Source organism: Ruegeria sp. AA6 (assembly GCF_056542865.1).
Genome location: NZ_JBQGAN010000006.1, coordinates 156,247 through 177,505 on the forward strand (window position 1 = coordinate 156,247; position 21,259 = coordinate 177,505).

Genomic DNA, 21,259 nt, shown 5'->3' on the forward strand with positions numbered 1-21,259 from the left:
GTCCAACCATGATGGACCCTGGTCAACAATGCGCAGCGTGCCCGCTTTTCCAATCAATGCACTAGGCGCGTTTTTCACCGATGGTGGTGACACCCAGAACCGACAGAACCTTGGCTTCGATATGTTCGGCGTTCATGCCTGCGATGGCATACATATCTGCAGGGCTGGCCTGATCAATGAAGATATCCGGCAGCACCATCGAACGGTATTTCAGTCCGTGATCGAACACGCCCTCATCCGCCAAAAGATGGGCGACGTGACTGCCGAAGCCGCCAACAGCACCTTCTTCGATAGTGATCAGGGCCTCGTGGTTGGCCGCCAGATCAAGGATCAGATCGCGATCCAGCGGTTTGGCAAAGCGGGCATCGGCGATTGTCGGTGTAATTCCACGGGCCGAAAGGGCTTCGGCGGCCTTTTGAACCTCAGCCAAACGGGTACCGAAGGACAGCAACGCCACCCGTGCGCCTTTTTGGATGATGCGGCCCTTGCCGATTTCCAAGACTTCGCCGCGTTCGGGCAGATCGACACCCACGCCTTCGCCACGCGGATAACGGAAGGCGATGGGGCCTTCGTTGTGGGCGGCGGCAGTGGCGACCATGTGCATCAGTTCAGCCTCATCTGCGGCGGCCATAACGGTCATGCCGGGCAGGTTGGACAGGTAAGCGATGTCGAAAGACCCTGCATGGGTCGCGCCATCCGCGCCCACCAGCCCCGCGCGGTCGATGGCAAAGCGCACCGGCAGGCGCTGAATGGCCACATCATGCACCACCTGATCGTAACCGCGCTGCAAAAAGGTGGAATACATCGCGCAGAAGGGCTTCATTCCTCCAGCTGCCAGTGCTGCCGCGAAGGTCACGCCGTGCTGTTCCGCAATTGCCACGTCGAAACAGCGCGACGGGTAGCGTTCCGCAAACAGGTTCAACCCGGTGCCGTCCGGCATGGCGGCGGTGACAGCAACAATCTTGTCATCCCGTCCGGCCTCATCCACCAGCGTACTGCCAAAAACCGAGGTGTAGGACGGCGCGTTGGACGGTGCCTTTTTCTGCTCACCCGTCACTACATCGAACTTCGCAGTGGCGTGGCCCTTGTCGCGAGCCTGCTCGGCGGGGGCATAGCCCTTGCCTTTTTTGGTCAGCACATGGATCAGGATCGGACCGGTCGCGCGGGCCTTGACCGTGCGCAGCACCGGCAGCAACTGATCCATATCGTGGCCGTCCAGAGGGCCGATATAGGAAAAGCCCAGCTCTTCGAACAGCGTGCCGCCGATAGCCATGCCTTTCAGCATTTCTTTGGCGCGCTTCGCGCCTTCGCGGAACGGCTCGGGCAACAGAGAAACCGCACCTTTGGCGGCCGCTTTCAGATCGTGGAACGGAGCTTCGGTGTAAATCCGTGACAGATAGCTAGACAGCGCACCGACCGGTGGTGCGATACTCATCTCATTGTCATTGAGGATCACAATCAGGCGTTTCTTCAGATGGCCCGCGTTATTCATTGCCTCAAAGGCCATGCCCGCAGACATAGAGCCATCGCCGATCACCGCAATTGCATCACCCAGCCCTTCGGGCGTGACACCGCCCAGATCGCGGGCCACGGCAAAGCCCAGCGCAGCGCTGATCGAAGTGCTGGAATGCGCCGCGCCGAACGGGTCATAGGGGCTTTCACTGCGTTTGGTGAACCCGCTCAGGCCGTCCTTCATCCGAAGGGTCCGAATACGGTCGCGCCGTTCAGTCAGAATTTTATGCGGATAGCACTGATGGCCGACATCCCAGATGATCTTGTCGCGCGGCGTATCGAATACGGCATGCAACGCGGTGGTCAGCTCGACCACGCCCAGACCCGCGCCCAAATGCCCGCCGGTGACAGACACAGCCGAGATCGTCTCGGCCCGCAATTCCTGCGCCACTTGGACCAACTGCGCGTCCGAAAACTGCTTGAGGTCCGCAGGGCGGCTCACAAGATCCAGCAGAGGCGTATTTGGGCGGTCAGACATTTGGCGTTCCTGGCTTAGCTGTCCCGGGCAATAACGAAGCGGGCGGCGTCCTTCAAGGTTTCAGCCGATGCGCCATACCCATCCAGCGCGGCGCAGGCCTCATCCACAAGCTCTGCCGCGCGGGTTTTGGCCGCACCAAGACCCAACAGCGACACAAAGGTGGCCTTGCCCGCATCCGCATCTTTTTGCAGACGTTTTCCGGCTTTTTCGGCATCGCCTTCTACGTCAAGGATGTCATCTGCGATCTGAAAAGCAAGTCCAAGGGCTTGGGCATATTGGCGCAAGGGGTCCGGGTCGGCCTGCGCCAACCGAGCCCCCGCACAGGCGGACCATTCGATCAGAGCCCCGGTTTTGCCCGCCTGCAACTGGGTGATTTCTTCCAAAGTCAGAGGCGTCTTCGCCGTTTCTGCCGCGATATCCAATGCCTGCCCCAGCACCATGCCTTTCGCGCCGCTCGCTTGGGCCAGTGTCAGGGCCAGCTCTGCGCGGACCTCGGCATTGCCGACCTCAGGCCGGGCGCAAAGCTCAAAAGCCAGCGTTTGCAAAGCATCCCCGGCCAGAACGGCGGTGCCCTGATCCCATTTCACATGTACGGTCGGACGCCCGCGCCGCAGGTCATCGTCATCCATGCAGGGCAGATCGTCATGTACCAGAGAATAGGCGTGCAGCGCTTCGATCCCCACCGCAGGCCAAATCGCGCGTCCCGCGTCCACACCATGCAGGCGAGCGCTCTCCAGCACCAGAAACCCACGCAGCCGTTTACCGCCCTCGGTGGCATAGGTCATTGCCCGGGTCACATCCAGATCGTCCAGCGCGCCCAGAACCAGATCGAACTGATCCTGAATCCGCGCCGCATCCTGCGCTAGCTTTTCGCGAAACATTTACTGACCTTCGACAGGTGTCGTCCCGGTCGGCTGACCATTGGCGTCCAGAGTGATCGCGGCCACCTTTTCCTCGGCCCGCTTCAACTCATCCTCGCAGCGTTTTTTAAGTGCAGCCCCGCGTTCGTATAGCGCGATGGATTGATCCAGCGCCACGTCGCCGCGCTCCAACTGGCCGACCACGGCCTCAAGCTCTTTCATCGCCTGTTCAAATGTCATCTGATCAACGGGGGTATCACTCATCGGGCTGCCTTCATCAATTCTTCCACATGGGCGCGGGTGGCCTCGGCCAGTGCGTTCAGATCATACCCGCCTTCCAGAGTCGAGACGATACGTCCTTCACACAGCTCATCGGCAATCTTGCACAACTCGGCGGTGATCCACGCGAAATCGCTGGTAGACCAGTTCAGATTGGCCAGCGGATCGTCCTGATGCGCATCAAACCCGGCCGATATGATGATCAACTCCGGTTTGAAGGCGCGCAGGCGCGGAAAGGCTTGAGATTCATAAGCCGCGCGCATCTCGGCCCCACCGGTTCCAGGCGACAGCGGGATATTCAGGACCGTCTCATAGGCCCCGGTCTCATCCGGCCGCCCCGATCCGGGCCACAGAGGCATCTGCTGACTGGTGATTACCAGCGCGCGTTTTTCATCCCACAGCAAATCCTGCGTGCCGTTTCCGTGGTGGACATCGAAATCAACCACCGCAACGCGGTTCAAACCATGATGATCCAGTGCATGCTTCGCTGCCAGCGCCGCATTGCCGAACAGGCAAAATCCCATCGCAGTTTCTGTTTCCGCATGATGTCCCGGGGGTCGAATGGCACAAAACGCGTTTCCAGCCTCACCGCCCAGCACCATATCCACCGCCCGCACCACGGCCCCCGCCGCGCGATAGGCCGCATCAACCGAGCCAGGTGACATAAACGTATCCCCGTCAATCTGCGCGAAACCCTCCATCGGGCGCGTCTGACGAATGTCCCGGATGTAGCCTTCGGGATGCACCCGCAACAGATCATCATCCGCCGCCAAAGGGGCCGTCACCCGTTTTAAATCCAGCCCCTCCAGTGCATGCAGAATATGCTCCAGCCGCGCCACCCGCTCGGGATGCCCATCCGGTGTCACATGGCCCAAACAATCTGCATGAGTCAAAAGGGCAGTCTTCATTACGATCCCCTGTTCATCTGGCTAAAAATACCTTCGCCGAAGGCACAAAACCGCCGCGCAGCGGCTAAATTCAATCCGGCGCCAGCATATACCCGGCCCCCCGCACGGTCTGAAGGTACCGGGGCTGCTTCGGATCCTGTTCAATCTTACGACGCAAACGCGTGATCTGCACGTCCACCGCACGTTCCTGCGCCTGACCCTTGTCGCGACCCAGATCTTCAACCAGCTTGGCCCGGCTGATCGGTTCTCCCGGTTGGGCCGAGAAGATTTTCATCAACTGGCTCTCGGTTGCGGTCAGGCGCACAGGGTCCTCGCCCTGCCACATCTCACCGCGTTCCACGTCATACCTGATCGGCCCGAGGTTCAAAATTTTGGTCGCCGTATCCAGCGCTGGGGTTTCCGGCATTCGTCGCAAGATTGCGTTGATCCGCAGCAACAACTCTTTCGGCTCGAACGGCTTGGCGAGGTAATCGTCCGCCCCAGCCTCAAGCCCTGCAATCCGATGCTCGGTCTCACCACGTGCAGTAAGCAGCAAGATCGGAGTCGTATGGGTTTCGCGCAGCGTTCTGGTCAGGCTCACACCATCTTCGCCCGGCATCATAACGTCCAGCACGATCATGTCGAAATCCAGACCCGACAACACCCGCCGTGCGTGGGCCGCATCTCGGGCCGCTGTGACCAGAAACCCGCTCCGCATCAGGAACTTCTTGAGCAGATCACGAATACGCTCATCGTCGTCAACGATCAGCAGATGTGCGTCCATATCGCTCATGAGGTTGTATCCCGCAGTTTCGTGTAAGCATGACGCATATCAGCATCCATCATCGCTTCAAGCACTTTACGAAATCCCGACACCGCTTCGGGACCTGCATCTTTATAGGCAGCACGCATCCTTACGCGTTGGGCCTCAGACAATTTCGCCTCAAGCGCCTTGCCTTTTTCAGTTAGAAACAGATGCCGTTCGCGTTTATCGACAGTGCCGACGCGGCTTTCGACCAACCCATCCTCGATCAGCGTCCGTAGCACCCGGTTCAAAGACTGTTTCGTTACCCCGAGGATCGCCAAAAGATTGTTCACCGTCGTCCCCGGAGCCCGGTTGATGAAATGCACCGCCCGGTGGTGTGCCCGGCCATAAGCCAACTGCGCCAGAATGCGATCGGGATCAGCTGTGAAACCGCGATAGGCGAAAAACATCGCTTCGATCCCCTGCCGAAGCTGTTCGTCGGTCAGAAACAAAAGGCTTTCGCCGCCAAAGACTTGGGCGGGACGCGTATCCGACATAGTATGCCTCATTCGTTACTCAGGACCGACTTTATGTCAGCGTTATTGACATTCCAAGAGTGGACAGGTATCGAACCGCAGTTTCTGCGCAACTTTATGTCCGCATCGGACTTAAATGGCGCAACAATCAGAAAATTCAACCCAATGCTGGAGGTTTCGCATGGCGGGGTATGATGATCGTGATGGCACCATCTGGTTGGATGGCAAACTGGTCCCGTGGCGCGACGCCAATGTGCATATCCTGACCCATGCGATGCACTATGCGTCCTCGGTTTTTGAGGGCGAACGCGCGTATAACGGCAAGATCTTCAAAAGCCGCGAACATTCCGAACGTCTGATCGCCTCGGCCGAGGCGCTGGACATGCCGATGCCCTATTCGGTGGATGAAATCGAAGCGGCCAAAGAAGAGGCGCTCAAAGCCAGTGGCCTGCAGGACGCCTATGTGCGTGCGCTGGTCTGGCGCGGTTCCGGCGAAGACATGGGCGTGGCGTCGGCCAAGAACCCGGTGCGGATGGCCGTCGCGGTCTGGCCCTGGGGCGCCTATTACGGTGACGCCAAGATGCAGGGTGCCAAGCTGGACATCGCGGAATGGAAACGCCCTAGCCCGGAAACCATCCCGGTTCATGCCAAGGCGGCGGGTCTGTACATGATCTGCACCATCTCAAAGCATAAGGCCGAGGCCAAGGGCTGCTCGGACGCGCTGTTCATGGATTGGCGCGGTTATGTAGCCGAAGCCACCGGCGCAAATGTCTTCTTCGTCAAGGATGGTGAGGTGCATACCCCGCTGGCCGATTGCTTCCTGAACGGCATCACCCGTCAGACCGTGATCCAGATGCTGAAAGACAAGGGTATCACTGTCCACGAACGCCGCATCAAACCCGAAGAAATGGCCGATTTCGAACAATGCTGGCTGACAGGTACCGCGGCCGAGGTCACTCCGGTTGGTCAGATCGGTGACTACACTTTCGAGGTCGGAGACCTGACCCGCGAGATCGCCGCCGAGTATGAGGCATTGGTCCGCGCCTGATCTGCGCAAGCCGCGAATTCCGAGCCCCCGCCAAAAGCGGGGGTTTTTCTTTGCTCATCGTTCAAGACTTTGTGCAGATCGTCCGGGTGGCTGGACGAATGGGCAGCCGGGGTTAGGTTAACCCCATGTTGGACCTACTCAGCGATATCCTCACCCGCCTGTCCCTGCGCGGGACGTTTTATTTCCGCACCTCCTTCACGCCACCTTTTGGAATTCAGGTGCCCGCCTATCAGAACGTGGCCCGGTTCCACTTCGTTCAGCGTGGAGAACTAAAGGTTTGTGTCTCTAACACGGGCGAAACGCTGCGTCTGAAGCAGGGCGACCTGATCCTGATCCCACATGGCGCGGCCCATGCGCTGCTGTGTAATGAGGTCAAACCGTTGGACGCCTTACCGCTTGAGCAAGTGCTGGACGAAGCTGGGTATCAAGGCGATGGGGTGCTGATCTATGGCGGCGAGGACAAAAGCCGCGACACGCAGCTGATCTGTGGTCATTTCTCGTTCACCGGCCCTCCGGGACGGCAAGGGAGCGGGCATATGCTGATTGACCGACTGCCTCCCTACATCCTGATCGAAAACTACGGAGAAGAAGCCGGGGCCTGGATTGAGGCCACACTGCGCATGATCGGTTCTGAAATCAGCGGCGCTCGGATCGGAGGCGACTTGATCGCGTTGAAACTGTCCGAAGTGCTTTTTGCGCAGGCCATCCGCGCCCATCTGGAACATCAAAGCCACAGCGATACCGCATTGGCCGGGTTCGCCGATCCCCGCATTTCCCGCGCACTGACCGCCTTTCACCAAGCCCCTGCACAGGACTGGAGCGTCGAATTGCTGGCGCGTGAGGCTGGGATGTCGCGCACCGCCTTCGCACAGCTTTTTGCTGAGAAAATGAGCACCACCCCCATGCAATATCTGACCGACTGGCGGATGCAGATCGCCTGTCACGGGTTGACCGAGAACCGCTGGAACGTCGCGGACGCCGCAGCCGAGGTTGGCTACGCCTCCGAGGCTGCGTTTTCCCGCGCGTTCAGAAAACAGATTGGGCTTTCCCCTGCGGCGTATAGATCTATGCACTGATTCACCTCAAATCTGAACGATCTGCAAAAGATCACGAACGATGCGGAATTCTGCGTTCAAGACACCTGACCTAGCTTGAGTTCATACCAAGCAAGGAAAGGAAATCTCCATGTCGCTTCGTTTCGTTACCCGTTCTGTTCACGCGTATCTGGATTACCCGGTCGCCTTCGCACTGATGGGGCTGCCGTTTGTTCTGGGTCTGGGCCAATCCAACCCGATAGCCCTGTGGCTGTCGGTAGCGACCGGAGCAGCTGCTTTCGCGCTGACCGTCCTGACGGATCACCATTTAGGACTGTGGCGGGTTCTGCCTTATAAGTTCCATCTGGCCGTTGATCTGTTGGTCGGCGTGGTGTTTCTGGCCGCGCCCAGCCTGTTTGGGTTCTCGGGCCTAGATGCGATATACTACTGGCTGAACGGCGCGGCGGTGGTCGCCGTCATCTCGCTCAGCGCGCCAGAAGAGGGCGTGACGGTCTGAGAGTTTTATCGACAAGGTGTCACAATATCATCGTGATACTTTCAAGAATCTGAGCCGCTTGTTTTACAAACAGGCGGCTCACTGCCGCTCACCAATCGCGTGGTCGTCATGGACCACCAGACAGGAGAGCCCAGATGACCCGAATCCTTCGCCCCAACCGCCGTGCCTTTCTGGCTGGCAGCACCGCCTTTGCCGCATCGCTTTCGATGCCCGCCATCAGCCGCGCGTCCTCGCGCCCAGTCTTTACACACGGCGTGCAGTCGGGAGACGTGGATACGACCTCGGGGATGATCTGGACCCGCACAGACCGACCGGCACGCATTCTGATGGAAGTGTCGACCACCGAAAGCTTTACTGACGCCCGCCAACTGACACCGATGGATGCAATCCCAAACAGCGACTTTGCGGTGAAGCGTCTGGTTGAAGGGCTGCCCTCGGACCAAGACATCTTCTACCGTTTCGTGGCCGCCGATCTGAGCGATATTAATGTCGTTTCAGAGCCTATTATTGGACAATTCCGCACTGCCCCAACGTCGCGCCGGGATATTCGCTTTGCCTGGTCCGGCGACACGGCTGGTCAGGGCTGGGGTATTGATGATGACGGCATGCGCACCTACGCGACCATGGCCCAGCACCGGCCGGATTTCTTCATCCATTCCGGCGATACGATCTATGCCGATGGCCCGATGCAGGATGAGGTCGAAAATGACGGCCAACTGATCTGGAAGAACACCACCCTGATCGACGAAAAACGCAAGGTGGCCGAAACGCTGGACGAATTCCGCGCCCAGTGGAAATACAACATGATGGACGCGCATGTGCGCGCGATGAACGCAGTCTGCCCGACCTTTTTCCAGTGGGATGACCACGAGGTTGTGAATAATTGGTCGGACGCAAAGGATTTGATCTCGGACGACCGCTATACCGAGAAATCCGTGCATGTGTTGCAATCGCGCGCCGGGCGGGCGTTCCATGAGATGACACCGCTGCGGATCACGCCCGCCGAACCGGGGCGCGTCTATCGCAAAATCTCCTACGGTCCGATGCTGGACGTGTTCTTCCTAGACTTGCGCAGCTATCGCGGGCCGAATGGGCCGTCGATGGAGGATGAGATCACCGATCAGTCCCGCATTCTGGGGGCTGAGCAACTGGCTTGGTTGAAACAGGAACTGTCCGGGTCGCAGGCCACTTGGAAAGTGATCGCCTCTGACATGCCGATCGGCCTGATCGTATGGGATAACTGGAAAGAACAGGCAGGTGCCGAGGCGATCTCGAACGGAGACAGCGGCCCGGCCAAGGGTCGCGAACTTGAGATCGCGGACCTGTTGCGCTTTATCAAAACTGCGGGGATCACCAATACGGTCTGGTTCACGGCAGATGTCCACTATACCGCCGCGCATTTTTACGACCCTAACAAAGCGCAATTTCAGGATTTTGAACCTTTCTGGGAATTCGTGTCCGGCCCGCTGCATGCAGGCACGTTTGGCCCGAACGCGCTGGATGGTACATTCGGCCCCGAGGTGAAGTTCGTCAAAGCCCCCGCCGAGGGACAGGGTGTGAACCTGCCGCCCAGCGAAGGGCTGCAATTCTTCGGCCTCGTGGATATCGATGGCGCGACGCAGCAGATGACGGTGCGCTTAATGGATCGCGCGGATACCGAACTGTGGTCCGTCACGCTTGACCCTCAAGAGCGCGGGATTTGATCGAAATTTTTGATTGGCGCCGCGCGGGTTATTGCGCGGCGCTTTTTTGACTTGAATTTCCCGACTAAAATAATCAGATAAAACGCAACGCCAGATGGAATTCCATCAAGCACATGGTTTCGAGGCGGTTTGCGGGTTTAGCGCGTACCTTGGTGAGAACCCGCCGCCGCCTCGGAAACGAAACGTTGGGTAAGAGTTGCGAATGAACGATCGACTGGATGAAATCATGGCACGGCATGAGGCGGCCACCGCTTGCGGATGTTGCTGCGACGATGATTTTTGCGCCTATGTCGACAAGACCAAAACCGCTCCGCAGGGCGAACCCGAGATTAAATTACCCAACAGCGCCGCCATCCGGCGCGGGTCTGTTCGATTTCTCAACGAAAGCCAGCAGGGGTAACAGCCCCATAGCGGGGCTGTTTAAACTCTGCTATCAAAAATCCACGCCGCGCTGGGCTTTGATCCCGGCTTGGAACGGGTGTTTTTCCTCGGTCATCTCGGTCACCAGATCGGCATAGTCGCGTAGCGCTTGCGGCGCATCACGACCGGTCAGGAATACGCTGGTCTTGTCGGATCGCTCATTCAGACCGTCGATCACCTGATCGACCGACAGGTATTCATAACGCAACGCTATGTTGATCTCATCCAGAACCACCAAATCGTACTCACCGCTGGCCATCAACGCGCGGGCCTTGTCAAATGCGGCATTGGCGGCAGCGATGTCCCGCTCGCGATCCTGCGTGTCCCAGGTAAAGCCCTCGCCCATCGTATGCCAGGTGACCAGATCGCGTTCTTCAAAGAATCGACGCTCACCCGTCTTCCATTTGCCCTTGATGAACTGCACCACGGCAACCTTCTGACCCCAGCCCAGGGCGCGAATGACCACCCCAAACGCGGCGGAAGACTTACCCTTGCCCTTGCCCGTGTTGATCAGCACCAGCCCACGCCCGGGATCGACCGCCTCGGATACCTTTTTGCGGTGCTTTGCCTGCACCTTCTGCATCTTTTCCTTGTGATCCTGCGCGTCGCTCATGGGAAACCCTCAATCTTGTGTCGGGCACACCCTAGGGGAAGTTCGGCAAAGGTAAAGGTCAGGCTTTGGGATCGGTGACAGAGCGGGCCTTGCCGCGCTCCAGCCCCAGTTGATGTTCGCGCCAGATCACAACGATATTGCCCGCGATTACCAGCGCCGCTCCGGCCAGCATCACCAGCGTCGGCAATTCACTGAACCAAACATAGCCAATGACGATGGCAAACAACATCGAGGTATAGTCGTAAGGCGCCAGCATCGAAGCCTGCCCAAAACGATAAGACGAAGTCACCAGAATCTGCGCCACCCCTCCGATCAGGCCAGCTAGAATCAACAGCGCCGCTTGCTCCCATGTGGGAACGACCCAACCCCAGAAGATGGTCAGCCCGGACAGGATGCTTGCCGTCATCGAGAAATAGAACACGATGGCGGCTGGATGATCCACCTGCACCAACTGCCGGATGTGGATCTGAACGAAGGCGCGGGCGACGGTGGCACCCAGAATGCAAAGTGCGCCGATGGTTGCGGCGGTTTCCATATTGTTACCGCCCAGGCGGGGCCAGATCATGATCAGAACCCCCAATAGGCCAATGGCCACGGCGGCGATTCGGACTGTTCGGATGCGCTCGCCCAGCATGAGGGCCGCCAGAATCAGGGTAAAGATCGGGGTTGCATAGCCAATCGCTGTGGCTTCGGGCAAGGGGATCAGGCCAAGCCCGGTGAAAGTCAGGCCCATTGCAGTCGTCCCCAGAACACCGCGCCAGAAATGGCCCATGGGTTTTCGCACCACAAAGCCCTGCGCCAATTCTCCGCGTGAGATCAACCAGATGATGATCACCGGAATGGCAAAGAACGAGCGGAAGAAAACCATCTCACCCGGCGGGAACGTGTCCGACAGGGCTTTGACCAGGGCAGACATGGCGGTGAACAGGAACACCGCGCTCAGCTTCAGAGCGACGGCCAGAATTGGTCGATGCGATGTTAACGATTTCGCCATGCGCGCGACCCTGCGCCTTTAGTAGGGAAAGATCAACGGTCAGTCAGCGGTCCATTCGGCGGGCAGTGTGCTGCCGATCTCATCCGAGAATTCTTCGAGGAAACGGATCATACGCTGCACACGTATCCGAGCGACGGCGCTGCCGCGTTCGGTTAGCATGTCGGAGGGCAAGGACAGAAGTTTCACTTTCCAGTGGTCAAGCGAATAGGTCAAATCGTCCAGCGGCCGATCCGCGGCAAACGGGTCTGCCGGGTCATATAACGCCCGCCCCAGAGCACCCGAGACCGAGAAGTTCCTCGCGATCCCAATCGCACCCAGCGCATCCAGACGATCCGCGTCGCGCAGGATACAAGCTTCGGGTGTTTCCGGCGCAATATTGGCCGAGAAACTGTGCGCCTCAATCGCATGCTGAATCGCACGAATCTGATCCGGGGAATAACCGAGTTTGCACAGAATAGGCTCTGATTTTTCGGCAGACCGGCGTGAGGCCAGATGCCGTTCGGGGTCGTCCTTGGACAGGTTCACCAGATCATGAAGGTAACTGGCGGCCAGCAGCACGGGCATATCGGTTTGGTCATCTGCAATGGCCTGAGCGTTCACCCAGACCCGATCCAGATGGGCCAGATCATGTGCCGGATCGGTTTCCATCCGCTGCGCGACCACCGCGCGCAGGCGGGAGCGCAGGTCAGCCGATCCGTCCACGGTTCTCTCCGATTTGGCCACGGTGCAGTAGCAGGTGGTCGAGGATTACGCAGGCCATCATCGCCTCTCCCACCGGCACGGCGCGGATGCCGACGCAGGGATCATGGCGACCTTTGGTGATGATCTCGGTTTCCTCGCCCGACTTGGTGATGGTCTTACGGGTGGTCAGGATCGACGAGGTCGGCTTGACCGCAAAGCGCACGACAACGTCCTGACCAGTAGAGATGCCCCCCAGAATCCCACCCGCGTGGTTCGAGCTGTATTGCGGGCCATTCTGCCCCATGAAGATCTCATCCGCGTTGGCCTCACCAGTCAACTCGGCGGCGGCCATGCCTTCACCGATCTCAACGCCCTTCACAGCGTTGATCGACATCATCGCAGCAGCCAGATCAGTGTCTAACTTGGCGTAAATCGGCGCGCCGATCCCGGCGGGAACGCCGCGGGCCACAACTTCGACAACCGCGCCGACCGAGTTGCCGGACTTGCGCAGGTCGTCCAGATAGGTGGCCCAGTCCTCGGCGGCTTGGGCATCTGGCGTCCAGAACGGGTTCTTTTCGATCTGCGACCAGTCAAAATTGGCGCGGTCGATCTTATGCGGACCGATCTGAGTCATATAGCCGGTGATCTGCACATTCGGCGCGATCTGTTTGATCGCCTCGCGCGCCAGCCCTCCGGCGGCGACACGCGACGCGGTTTCACGGGCCGAGCTGCGCCCGCCCCCGCGATAGTCGCGAATACCGTATTTCTGCCAATAGGTAATGTCGGCGTGACCCGGACGGAACTTGTCCATGATATCGCCGTAGTCTTTCGAGCGTTGGTCGGTGTTCTCGATCATCAACTGCACGGGCGTGCCGGTGGTCTGGCCCTCGAACACGCCGGACAGGATTTTCACCTGATCGGGTTCACGCCGCTGAGTGGTGAACTTGTTCTGCCCCGGTTTGCGCTTGTCCAGCCAGTGCTGGATCATGCTTTCGTCTATGGTCACACCCGGAGGGCAACCGTCCACCGTGGCACCCAATGCGGGTCCGTGGCTTTCACCCCAGGTGGTGACGCGGAAAAGGTGTCCAAAGCTGTTCATCGACATGGGGCGTGCTCCTTTGCGGGTCGTGATTAGCGGGCAAGGGCCGCGGCCTCAAGCGGATTTGCGGTTGAGAGCGGGTTGCGCTGCCCGATGGGCAGCGCGTTTGAGTATTTGAAGAAAGATGAAGTTCAGGCCGCTTTTGCGATTTCAGCGCGGGTTTGCGTGATCTTGAGGGCAGCTTGTGCAGCCTCTCGGCCTTTTTCAACGAAATGCGCGCGATAGATGGCATTATGATGGTCGGTTTCCTGATATTGGTGCGGGGTCAGCGACACCGACAGGACAGGAACGCCGGTATCCATGCCTGCGCGCATCAGGCCGTCGACCACTGCTTGCGCCACGAAATCGTGCCGGTAGATGCCGCCATCTACGACAAAGGCGGCGCAGGCGACAGCGGCGTATTGACCGGTCTGGGCCAGATCGCGGGCGAGCAAAGGCATCTCAAACGCGCCGGGGACGTCGAAGACATCGACCTGTTCGGCGGGGATGAGTTCCAAAAAACCATCCAGTGCGCGGTCAACGATATCGGAATGCCAGTTGGCTTTGATGAAAGCATAGCGGGTGTGTGTCATCGCAATCTCCTCTCGTAACAGACACGTCACCCAAGGCGATCACGGGCAAGCACACCGCTGGGCGGCACTGCTCACACGTTCTCTTTCATCCGGACTGTAACCGTCGGCTCTGGTTTCTCACCAGATCTGCTGACACCCTTTTGGTGGTTCCACTATTTGTCCGAAAACCGGTTCCCACTTTTCGGATCGTGGACACTGCTGGGCCGCTCGCGGGCTTACGGGTCATGGCCCGCATACCGCCGGTGGGGAATTTCGCCCCGCCCTGAGAACGCGGCGGACATTGTCAAGACGCGGCTTGTTCCGCAAGGGGTTAAATGCGGATGAATTGAGGGTTTCGCTGCAGAATATGTACTGTAAGGTCGGCGCAATGAGGGAGATCGCGAATGAAACTCTACCACAGCCCGACGTCACCTTATGTGCGCAAAGTCATGGTCTTGCTGCACGAAACCGACCAGTTGCAGGATGTTGAGCTGGATACGGTCGCAAGCACGCCGATTTCGCCAGCTGCGCCCTTGCTGAGCAAGGCACCCCTCACCAAAGTTCCGGCGTTAGAGCGCCCGGATGGCCCAACGTTGGTTGACAGCCGGGTAATTTGCGCCTTTTTGGATGCGCGTGCCAAGGCCGGGCTTTATCCCGAGGGTCCGGCGCGCTGGGATGTACTAACGCTGGAATCATTGGCCGACGGCATTCTGGATGCCACGTTGTTGATGACCTATGAGGCCCGCCTGCGCCCAGAGGACAAGCAATGGGAAGATTGGATCGAGGCGCAATGGGTCAAAATCGAACGCGCCTGCGCGGCGCTGAACCAGCGCTGGATGGCACATTTGTCAGGCCCTCTGGATATGGGACAGATCGCCATAGGGTGTGCGCTGGGTTATCTGGACCTGCGCCACGATGCGCGAGGCTGGCGTAACGGCAATGACGCGCTTGCCGCCTGGTTTGCCGCGTTTGACGAGCGGCCCAGCATGGTTGCCACCCGCCCACCAAACTAGTCGAAACGCCCAACGCCGCAATTGGCGCAGGGCGCGGCGCGGTTACTCAGTTTGGAACGTGGCGAGATAGGCGGCAATATCCTCTGCGCCTTTTTTAAGCTTTACGCTCATGTTCGGGCGGGCTGTTTCATCGTCCAGAAATTCCTGAATGAAACCGATCGGGTCTTGCGAATAGACGGCGATGTTTTCTTCGGTCCAGATCAATCCCTCTTCTCCCGCGCGGATCATGTCATCGGTGAACATTCCGATGGGCAAACGCTCGCTGCCGTAACGGTAGTCATTCTCGGATCCGGCGACACGACCTACGACTCCGTACAGATTCGGCCCGGTGATGCCACCTTTGACCAAAACTTCTCCGTCTTTGATGATCGCATGGCAGGATGAGCAGCGATTATAGAGTTTCTCGCCTTTCACCGGATCGCCAGCGGCCACGGCCTGAGACGCAAGGGCCAGAACAAGGGTCAGTGTTGGGACAAATAGCTTTGACATAAGAGACGTCCTGCGAAGGTTGGTGATTTCCCGCGCCTTCGTGGATTCCCGTTAAAAGTGCAATCGAAATCGAACACGTGTAAGCTGTTATAAAATATCTATTTTTAACTCAGAATTTAAAGGGTCACACATTCCGGGAAAGTAGGAAATTGCGTGGCGAAATCTGGTCGAAACCGTGCCCGCCTCTTGAAATTCGAATGGGTGCGGGCCGTCCCAACAGCTTATCCGGTCGGGCGTTTGGGCGTTCCGAATCACATAAATCCATCGTCCGCATGCAGGGCGGATTTCACCGCTTAAACCCGCCTGTATCTTGAAAAATTGCCCTTTGGTTGTGACATGAATGCCAAGATGCGGCGTAGTGCGCGCCTATGACCGCTGGACGAACCGATTTCTCCCGGCTAGATAGCCGCGATGAGACGCCGCTTTGATGCGGTGCTGATGCATGTTTGCCCGCAATGCGGGCGCCGGAATCGGAGAAAACCTCGTGTCCCACGCAGAAGACCACGAAGGCACCCGCAGAGATTTCCTCTACTACGTCGCTGGCGGCGCAGGTGTCGTTGCGACGGGTGCAGCCGTATGGCCCCTGATCAACCAAATGAACCCCTCGGCAGACGTTCAGGCGCTGTCCTCGATCCGCGTGGATGTGAGCGGCGTTGAGCCGGGTACGCAGCTGACCGTGAAATGGCTGGGTAAACCTGTCTTTATCCGTCATCGCACCGGTGCCGAGATCGCAGAAGCGCAGGAACAAGACGCCGAAGGCGTGGCCGCGCTGCCCGATCCGCTGGCGCGCAACTCGAACCTGGCGGCAGATGCCCCGGCAACCGACGCCAACCGCGTGATGCCGTCGCCCGAAGGCGAAGCACCCGGCGCGTGGCTGGTTCAGATGGGCGTATGTACGCACCTGGGCTGTGTGCCTCTGGGTGATGCCGGTGACTTTGGCGGCTGGTTCTGCCCCTGCCACGGTTCGCACTACGACCTGGCTGGCCGTATCCGCAAAGGCCCCGCGCCTGAAAATCTGCCCGTTCCGCCTGCGGAATGGACCGACAACACCACCATCAGACTCGGCTAAGGGAGACCCAGATGTCCGGAATTCCCCACGATCATTACGAGCCGAAGACAAACGGCGAGAAGTGGCTGAACAGCCGCCTGCCCATCGTCGGCCTGCTGTATGACACCCTGATGATTCCCACCCCGAAGAACCTGAACTGGTGGTGGATCTGGGGCATCGTCCTGGCGTTCTGCCTGGCGCTGCAAATCGTCACCGGTATCGTTCTGGTGATGCACTATACGCCGCATGTCGATCTGGCCTTTGCCAGCATCGAGCACATCATGCGCAACGTGAATGGCGGCTATATGCTGCGCTACCTGCACATGAACGGCGCGTCACTGTTCTTTGTTGCGGTCTATATCCATATGTTCCGTGGCCTGTACTACGGATCATACAAAGCCCCCCGTGAAATCACCTGGATCATCGGAATGCTGATCTACCTGATGATGATGGGCACGGCCTTCATGGGCTACGTTCTGCCCTGGGGTCAGATGTCCTTCTGGGGTGCGACCGTGATCACCGGCCTGTTTGGCGCGATCCCGTTTGTGGGCGAAGCGATCCAGACCTGGCTGCTGGGCGGGCCTGCAGTGGACAATGCCACGCTGAACCGCTTCTTCTCATTGCACTACCTGCTGCCGTTCGTGATTGCGGCGCTGGTGATCGTGCATATCTGGGCCTTCCACACCACCGGCAACAACAACCCCACGGGTGTTGAAGTGCGTCGCGGTTCGAAAGCCGAGGCCGAGAAAGACACGCTGCCGTTCTGGCCTTACTTCGTGATCAAGGACCTATTTGCTCTGGCAGTTATCATGGTTGTGTTCTGGGCGGTTGTCGGCTTCATGCCGAACTATCTGGGCCACCCGGACAACTACATCGAAGCCAACCCGCTGGTCACACCTGCGCATATCGTGCCCGAATGGTACTTCCTACCGTTCTACGCGATCCTGCGTGCCTTCACTGGTGAAGTTTGGGTTGTTCAGTTCGCCAGCTTCATCACCGGCGGCATCATCGACGCCAAGTTCTTTGGTGTGATTGCGATGTTCGGTGCGATCCTGGCGATGGCTCTGGCGCCTTGGCTGGATACGTCGACCGTGCGTTCGGGCAAGTACCGTCCGATGTTCAAATGGTGGTTCTACCTGCTGGTCATCGACTTCTTTGCCCTGATGTGGCTGGGTGCGATGCCCGCAGAAGAGCCTTATGCGACTTGGTCGTTGATCGCGTCCGCCTACTGGTTCGCCTATTTCTTCGTGATCCTGCCGATCCTCGGTGTGATCGAGAAGCCTCTGGCACAGCCCGAGACCATCGAAGAAGACTTCAACGCGCATTATGGCAAGGCTGACGCCGACGCCACGCCGGCCGAGTAAGAAGAGGGACCGGAATCATGTTCAAGAAACTTGCAATCGGTGCCGCGTTTGCTCTGGCCTTTGCTCCTGCCGCGTCTTTCGCGGCGGGTGGCGCGGGGCATGTCGAGGATTTCGACTTTTCCTTCGAAGGGCCCTTTGGCACCTGGGATCAAAACCAGCTGCAGCGCGGCCTTCAGGTCTATACCGAAGTCTGCGCGGCCTGCCACGGCCTGCAATATGTGCCTCTGCGTGATCTCGAAGCTCTGGGGTATTCGGAAGAAGAAGTCATCGCCTATGCGGCCGACAACTTCGAAGTGTTTGACCCCGAGCTGGACGATTTCCGCCCGGCGATCCCGACCGACCACTTCCCGGCCAACAACGGTGTTGGCGCACCGGACCTGAGCCTGATGGCCAAGGCCCGTGCTGGCTTCCATGGCCCCAAAGGCACCGGAATCAACCAGCTGCTCAAAGGTATGGGCGGCCCGGAATACATTGCCTCGCTGCTGGATGGCTATACCGGCGAGGAAAAGGAAGAGGCGGGCACCATCCTGTATGAGAACAAAGCCTTCCCCGGAGGTTGGATCTCGATGGCCCCGCCGCTATCCGAAGATCAGGTGGAATTCGCCGATGGTCATCCGGCTACGGTCGAAGCCATGTCCGAGGACATCTCAGCCTTCCTGATGTGGACCGCCGAGCCGAAGATGATGGAGCGTAAATACTCGGGCTTCGTCGGTGTTATCTTCCTGTCGCTGTTGTCGGTGCTGCTGTACCTGGTCAACAAGCGCCTGTGGGCACCGCATAAGGGCAAGAAGCTACACTAAGCTGGCCCCCTCGGAACGAAGAAACCCCCGCGCCACCGGCAGCGGGGGTTTTTTGTTTAGGCCGCGTAGAAGGGGCCAGCCCCTTCTTGGCCTGCGGCCAATTCAACCCCGAGATATTTTTGGCCAGATGAAGAGGGATCAGGTCGTCAGTTGTGTACCGGTCGCGCCGTTTATTGTGGCTTTCACGATCTGGCCTTCGGGTTGGGGGGCGGTGAAGGTGACTTCTGTGAATTGCTCAGTACGACCCATATGCGGATTTTCCATTAGGATGCGATGGGTTCTGCCGACCTGAGCGCTTAGGTGTTTGACCACCTGAGCCTCACCCGCAGCACGTAGGCGGGCGGCGCGGTCTTTGATGATATTCCCGTTGATCTGCTGCGGAATGCGGGCCGCCGGGGTGCCTTCGCGCTTGGAATAAGGGAAGACGTGCAGCCAGGTCAGATCGCAATCCGTGACCAGTTTCAGCGAGTTCTCGAAATGCGCCTCGGACTCGGTCGGGAAGCCTGCGATGATATCGGCACCAAAGGTCATCTCGGGGCGCAGCTTGCGGGACTCTTCGGTAAAACGGATGGCATCGTCACGCAGGTGACGGCGTTTCATCCGTTTCAGAATCAGATCATCCCCGTGTTGCAGCGACAGGTGCAAATGCGGCATTAGGCGCGGCTCGGTCGCGATGGCCTGCATCAGGTTCTCATCCACTTCGATCGAATCGATCGAACTGATCCGCAGGCGCGGCAGGTCTGGGACCAATTTGAGAATCCGCATCACCAGATCGCCCAGCTTGGGCTGTGCCGGTAAGTCCGCACCCCATGAGGTCAAGTCCACTCCGGTCAGTACGACCTCGTTATAACCCTTATCCACAAGCCGCTTGATCTGATCCACCACCACGCCCGCTGGGACGCTGCGCGAGTTTCCTCGGCCATAGGGGATGATGCAGAAGGTGCAGCGATGGTCACAACCATTCTGAACCTGCACATAGGCGCGAGAACGGGTGCCGAACCCGTCGATCAGATGGCCCGCAGTTTCGGTGACTGACATGATGTCATCGACTTGCACGGTCTCGGTCTCGCCAATGAAGTCAGCGGCCATACCTTTCCAGGTGTCAGGCTGCATCTTCTCGGTATTGCCGATGACGGCGTCGACCTCATCCATTTGGGAAAAGGTTTCGGGCTCGGTCTGTGCGGCACACCCGGTTACGATCAGCCGCGCATCGGGGTTTTCCCGGCGCAGTTTGCGAATCTCTTGCCGAGCTTTGCGCACGGCTTCGGCGGTCACCGCGCAGGTATTCACCACAACTGCGTTGGACAGACCTGCCTGCTGCGACAGTTCCTTCATCGCCTCGGTCTCATAGGCGTTCAGGCGGCAGCCCAGAGTGGTGAATTTGGGGGCACTCATCCCAGTGACCTCAGAAACTCTGGGGTTAGCGTGCCCGAGAACACATGGGCCGTCGGCCCGGTCATCCAGACGCCGTCGTCACGCCAGTCGATCCAGATGGTGCCGCCATCCAGATCAATCTGCACCTTGCGCCCTGTCAGGCCGCGACGCGCGGCGGCCACAGCCGTCGCACACGAAGACGACCCCGAGGCCAACGTGATGCCCACACCACGCTCCCACACGCGCATACGAATGTGATCCTGTCCGATAATCTGCGCCACCTGCACATTGGTACGCTCTGGATAGAGCGGGTGGTATTCGTAGCGTGCGCCAAATTCGGTCAAGGGAATCGCCTCGGCATCGTCGACAAAGAACGTACAATGGGGGTTACCCATCCCTGTGGCGGTCGGACCGCCCTCGATTGGCAGTACCAATGTGTCGACTTCTTCGGCCAGCGGAATCTCGTGCCAGTCCAGTTGCGGCGGCCCCATATTCACTGCTGTTAAGCCATCCCCGGCGTCGCGAGCATAAAGCGTACCGCGTTCTGTCGTCAGGGTCAGCTCGGACTTACCGGTCTCATCCATCAGAAACCGAGCAATACACCGCGTCGCGTTCCCACAAGCGGCCGAAGTCGAGCCGTCCGCGTTGTAGAACACCAGATGCGCATCCGCTTCGCCATTACCGATCACAGCCAACTGGTCAAAACCAACACCGAACTGCCGATGCCCGATTCCCTTGGCGAGAGCAGGAGAAATCCCAATAGGCCGCGCGCGCGCATCCACAATGACAAAGTCATTGCCGAGCCCGTGCATCTTCATGAAGGGCAATCCGGTATCGTGTATCTGTTGCATGGCGGGCATATAACGATGGTCTGGATAGGAATCCACCCTATGGTGAAGAATCCTGAAAAAAGGGGTTGACCCCCCCGCGCCACCTGCCTAATTAGGCCGCCTATCGGGACGCTGGAAACAAGTTAAGTTACAGCGAAGCGAGGTGCAAAATAGGGACTTGAACCCGGTTGGGAAAATGCCTTAGAGAGCGCCACGGATCGAAAAGATCCAACGAAAGAGTGGGCCGTTAGCTCAGTTGGTAGAGCAACTGACTTTTAATCAGTGGGTCGCAGGTTCGAATCCTGCACGGCTCACCACTGTTTTCAAAGACTTACGAGGCGATCTCATGCCTAACACTCGCTTCGGGTAAGCGCAGGGTAAGCG

General features: G+C 58.7%; 23 protein-coding genes, 1 tRNA gene and 1 riboswitch. Of the genes, 10 read left to right on the plus strand and 14 right to left on the minus strand.

The window, feature by feature from the left end; all coding sequences use genetic code 11:
- Positions 1–61: 61 nt before the first annotated feature.
- From dxs to ACR0LN_RS10570, 6 genes are all read right to left on the minus strand, one after another.
- Positions 62–1,990 carry a 1-deoxy-D-xylulose-5-phosphate synthase gene (gene dxs, locus ACR0LN_RS10545; RefSeq protein ID WP_480429617.1) on the minus strand — a complete coding sequence of 643 codons (1,929 nt, stop codon included), beginning with the start codon at positions 1,988–1,990 and terminating at the stop codon, positions 62–64.
- 14 nt (positions 1,991–2,004) lie between these two features.
- Positions 2,005–2,871, minus strand: a complete 867-nt coding sequence (locus ACR0LN_RS10550; RefSeq protein WP_480429619.1) for a polyprenyl synthetase family protein — start codon at positions 2,869–2,871, stop codon at positions 2,005–2,007.
- Positions 2,872–3,114 carry an exodeoxyribonuclease VII small subunit gene (locus ACR0LN_RS10555; protein ID WP_480429621.1) on the minus strand — a complete coding sequence of 81 codons (243 nt, stop codon included), beginning with the start codon at positions 3,112–3,114 and terminating at the stop codon, positions 2,872–2,874.
- Positions 3,111–4,037: a histone deacetylase family protein gene (locus tag ACR0LN_RS10560; protein WP_480429622.1), complete on the minus strand. Its 927-nt coding sequence runs from the start codon at positions 4,035–4,037 to the stop codon at positions 3,111–3,113. Before ACR0LN_RS10560 ends, ACR0LN_RS10555 begins: the two co-directional genes overlap by 4 nt.
- A gap of 70 nt (positions 4,038–4,107) precedes the next feature.
- Positions 4,108–4,809: a response regulator gene (locus ACR0LN_RS10565; protein ID WP_480429623.1), complete on the minus strand. Its 702-nt coding sequence runs from the start codon at positions 4,807–4,809 to the stop codon at positions 4,108–4,110.
- The gene (locus ACR0LN_RS10570) at positions 4,806–5,318 is read right to left on the minus strand and encodes a MarR family winged helix-turn-helix transcriptional regulator (RefSeq protein WP_352991913.1); all 513 of its coding nucleotides are present in this window, start codon (positions 5,316–5,318) and stop codon (positions 4,806–4,808) included. Before ACR0LN_RS10570 ends, ACR0LN_RS10565 begins: the two co-directional genes overlap by 4 nt.
- Positions 5,319–5,478: 160 nt before the next feature.
- Between ACR0LN_RS10570 and ACR0LN_RS10575 the strand changes: the two genes are divergently transcribed.
- From ACR0LN_RS10575 to ACR0LN_RS10595, 5 genes are all read left to right on the plus strand, one after another.
- On the plus strand, positions 5,479–6,345 hold the full coding sequence (locus ACR0LN_RS10575; RefSeq protein WP_480429625.1) for a branched-chain amino acid aminotransferase: 867 nt from the start codon (positions 5,479–5,481) through the stop codon (positions 6,343–6,345).
- A 125-nt stretch (positions 6,346–6,470) separates the two neighbouring features.
- Entirely contained in the window at positions 6,471–7,421 is a 951-nt protein-coding gene (locus ACR0LN_RS10580) for an AraC family transcriptional regulator (protein WP_480429626.1), read from the plus strand.
- 109 nt (positions 7,422–7,530) lie between these two features.
- A complete protein-coding gene (locus ACR0LN_RS10585) occupies positions 7,531–7,896 on the plus strand; it encodes a hypothetical protein (RefSeq protein ID WP_480429628.1) in 366 nt (121 codons plus the stop codon).
- Positions 7,897–8,030: 134 nt separating this feature from the next.
- Positions 8,031–9,599, plus strand: coding sequence for an alkaline phosphatase D family protein (locus ACR0LN_RS10590; protein ID WP_480429629.1), 1,569 nt, complete (start codon positions 8,031–8,033; stop codon positions 9,597–9,599).
- Between the two features lie 202 nt (positions 9,600–9,801).
- A complete protein-coding gene (locus ACR0LN_RS10595) occupies positions 9,802–9,999 on the plus strand; it encodes a hypothetical protein (RefSeq protein ID WP_480429630.1) in 198 nt (65 codons plus the stop codon).
- 33 nt (positions 10,000–10,032) lie between these two features.
- Here ACR0LN_RS10595 and cobO read toward each other — a convergent pair whose 3' ends face one another.
- From cobO to ACR0LN_RS10620, 5 genes are all read right to left on the minus strand, one after another.
- The gene (gene cobO / locus ACR0LN_RS10600; protein WP_480429632.1) at positions 10,033–10,632 is read right to left on the minus strand and encodes a cob(I)yrinic acid a,c-diamide adenosyltransferase; all 600 of its coding nucleotides are present in this window, start codon (positions 10,630–10,632) and stop codon (positions 10,033–10,035) included.
- A 58-nt stretch (positions 10,633–10,690) separates the two neighbouring features.
- Positions 10,691–11,626 carry a DMT family transporter gene (locus ACR0LN_RS10605; protein WP_480429634.1) on the minus strand — a complete coding sequence of 312 codons (936 nt, stop codon included), beginning with the start codon at positions 11,624–11,626 and terminating at the stop codon, positions 10,691–10,693.
- Between the two features lie 39 nt (positions 11,627–11,665).
- Positions 11,666–12,328: an HD domain-containing protein gene (locus ACR0LN_RS10610; RefSeq protein WP_480429636.1), complete on the minus strand. Its 663-nt coding sequence runs from the start codon at positions 12,326–12,328 to the stop codon at positions 11,666–11,668.
- Entirely contained in the window at positions 12,312–13,412 is a 1,101-nt protein-coding gene (aroC, locus tag ACR0LN_RS10615) for a chorismate synthase (RefSeq protein ID WP_480429637.1), read from the minus strand. Before aroC ends, ACR0LN_RS10610 begins: the two co-directional genes overlap by 17 nt.
- A gap of 125 nt (positions 13,413–13,537) precedes the next feature.
- A complete protein-coding gene (locus ACR0LN_RS10620; RefSeq protein WP_480429640.1) occupies positions 13,538–13,978 on the minus strand; it encodes a 6,7-dimethyl-8-ribityllumazine synthase in 441 nt (146 codons plus the stop codon).
- A gap of 73 nt (positions 13,979–14,051) precedes the next feature.
- A riboswitch (FMN riboswitch) is annotated at positions 14,052–14,252 on the minus strand.
- Between the two features lie 109 nt (positions 14,253–14,361).
- On the opposite strand from ACR0LN_RS10620, the gene ACR0LN_RS10625 reads away from it, so the two are divergent.
- Positions 14,362–14,970, plus strand: coding sequence for a glutathione S-transferase (locus ACR0LN_RS10625; RefSeq protein WP_480429641.1), 609 nt, complete (start codon positions 14,362–14,364; stop codon positions 14,968–14,970).
- Between the two features lie 42 nt (positions 14,971–15,012).
- Here the strand turns inward: ACR0LN_RS10625 and ACR0LN_RS10630 are convergent, their stop codons facing one another.
- A complete protein-coding gene (locus ACR0LN_RS10630; RefSeq protein ID WP_480429642.1) occupies positions 15,013–15,459 on the minus strand; it encodes a c-type cytochrome in 447 nt (148 codons plus the stop codon).
- 484 nt (positions 15,460–15,943) lie between these two features.
- Here ACR0LN_RS10630 and petA point away from each other — a divergent pair, with 484 nt between their 5' ends.
- From petA to ACR0LN_RS10645, 3 genes are read left to right on the plus strand one after another with little or no spacing between them, the layout of a single operon-like run.
- On the plus strand, positions 15,944–16,528 hold the full coding sequence (gene petA / locus ACR0LN_RS10635; protein ID WP_480429644.1) for a ubiquinol-cytochrome c reductase iron-sulfur subunit: 585 nt from the start codon (positions 15,944–15,946) through the stop codon (positions 16,526–16,528).
- Between the two features lie 11 nt (positions 16,529–16,539).
- Entirely contained in the window at positions 16,540–17,871 is a 1,332-nt protein-coding gene (petB, locus tag ACR0LN_RS10640) for a cytochrome b (RefSeq protein ID WP_480429645.1), read from the plus strand.
- Between the two features lie 17 nt (positions 17,872–17,888).
- The gene (locus tag ACR0LN_RS10645) at positions 17,889–18,671 is read left to right on the plus strand and encodes a cytochrome c1 (protein ID WP_480429647.1); all 783 of its coding nucleotides are present in this window, start codon (positions 17,889–17,891) and stop codon (positions 18,669–18,671) included.
- Positions 18,672–18,809: 138 nt separating this feature from the next.
- Here ACR0LN_RS10645 and mtaB read toward each other — a convergent pair whose 3' ends face one another.
- Entirely contained in the window at positions 18,810–20,066 is a 1,257-nt protein-coding gene (gene mtaB / locus ACR0LN_RS10650; RefSeq protein ID WP_480429649.1) for a tRNA (N(6)-L-threonylcarbamoyladenosine(37)-C(2))-methylthiotransferase MtaB, read from the minus strand.
- Positions 20,063–20,905: a diaminopimelate epimerase gene (gene dapF, locus ACR0LN_RS10655; protein ID WP_480429690.1), complete on the minus strand. Its 843-nt coding sequence runs from the start codon at positions 20,903–20,905 to the stop codon at positions 20,063–20,065. Before dapF ends, mtaB begins: the two co-directional genes overlap by 4 nt.
- A gap of 211 nt (positions 20,906–21,116) precedes the next feature.
- Between dapF and ACR0LN_RS10660 the strand changes: the two genes are divergently transcribed.
- Positions 21,117–21,192 (plus strand) — tRNA-Lys (locus tag ACR0LN_RS10660).
- Positions 21,193–21,259: the final 67 nt, after the last annotated feature.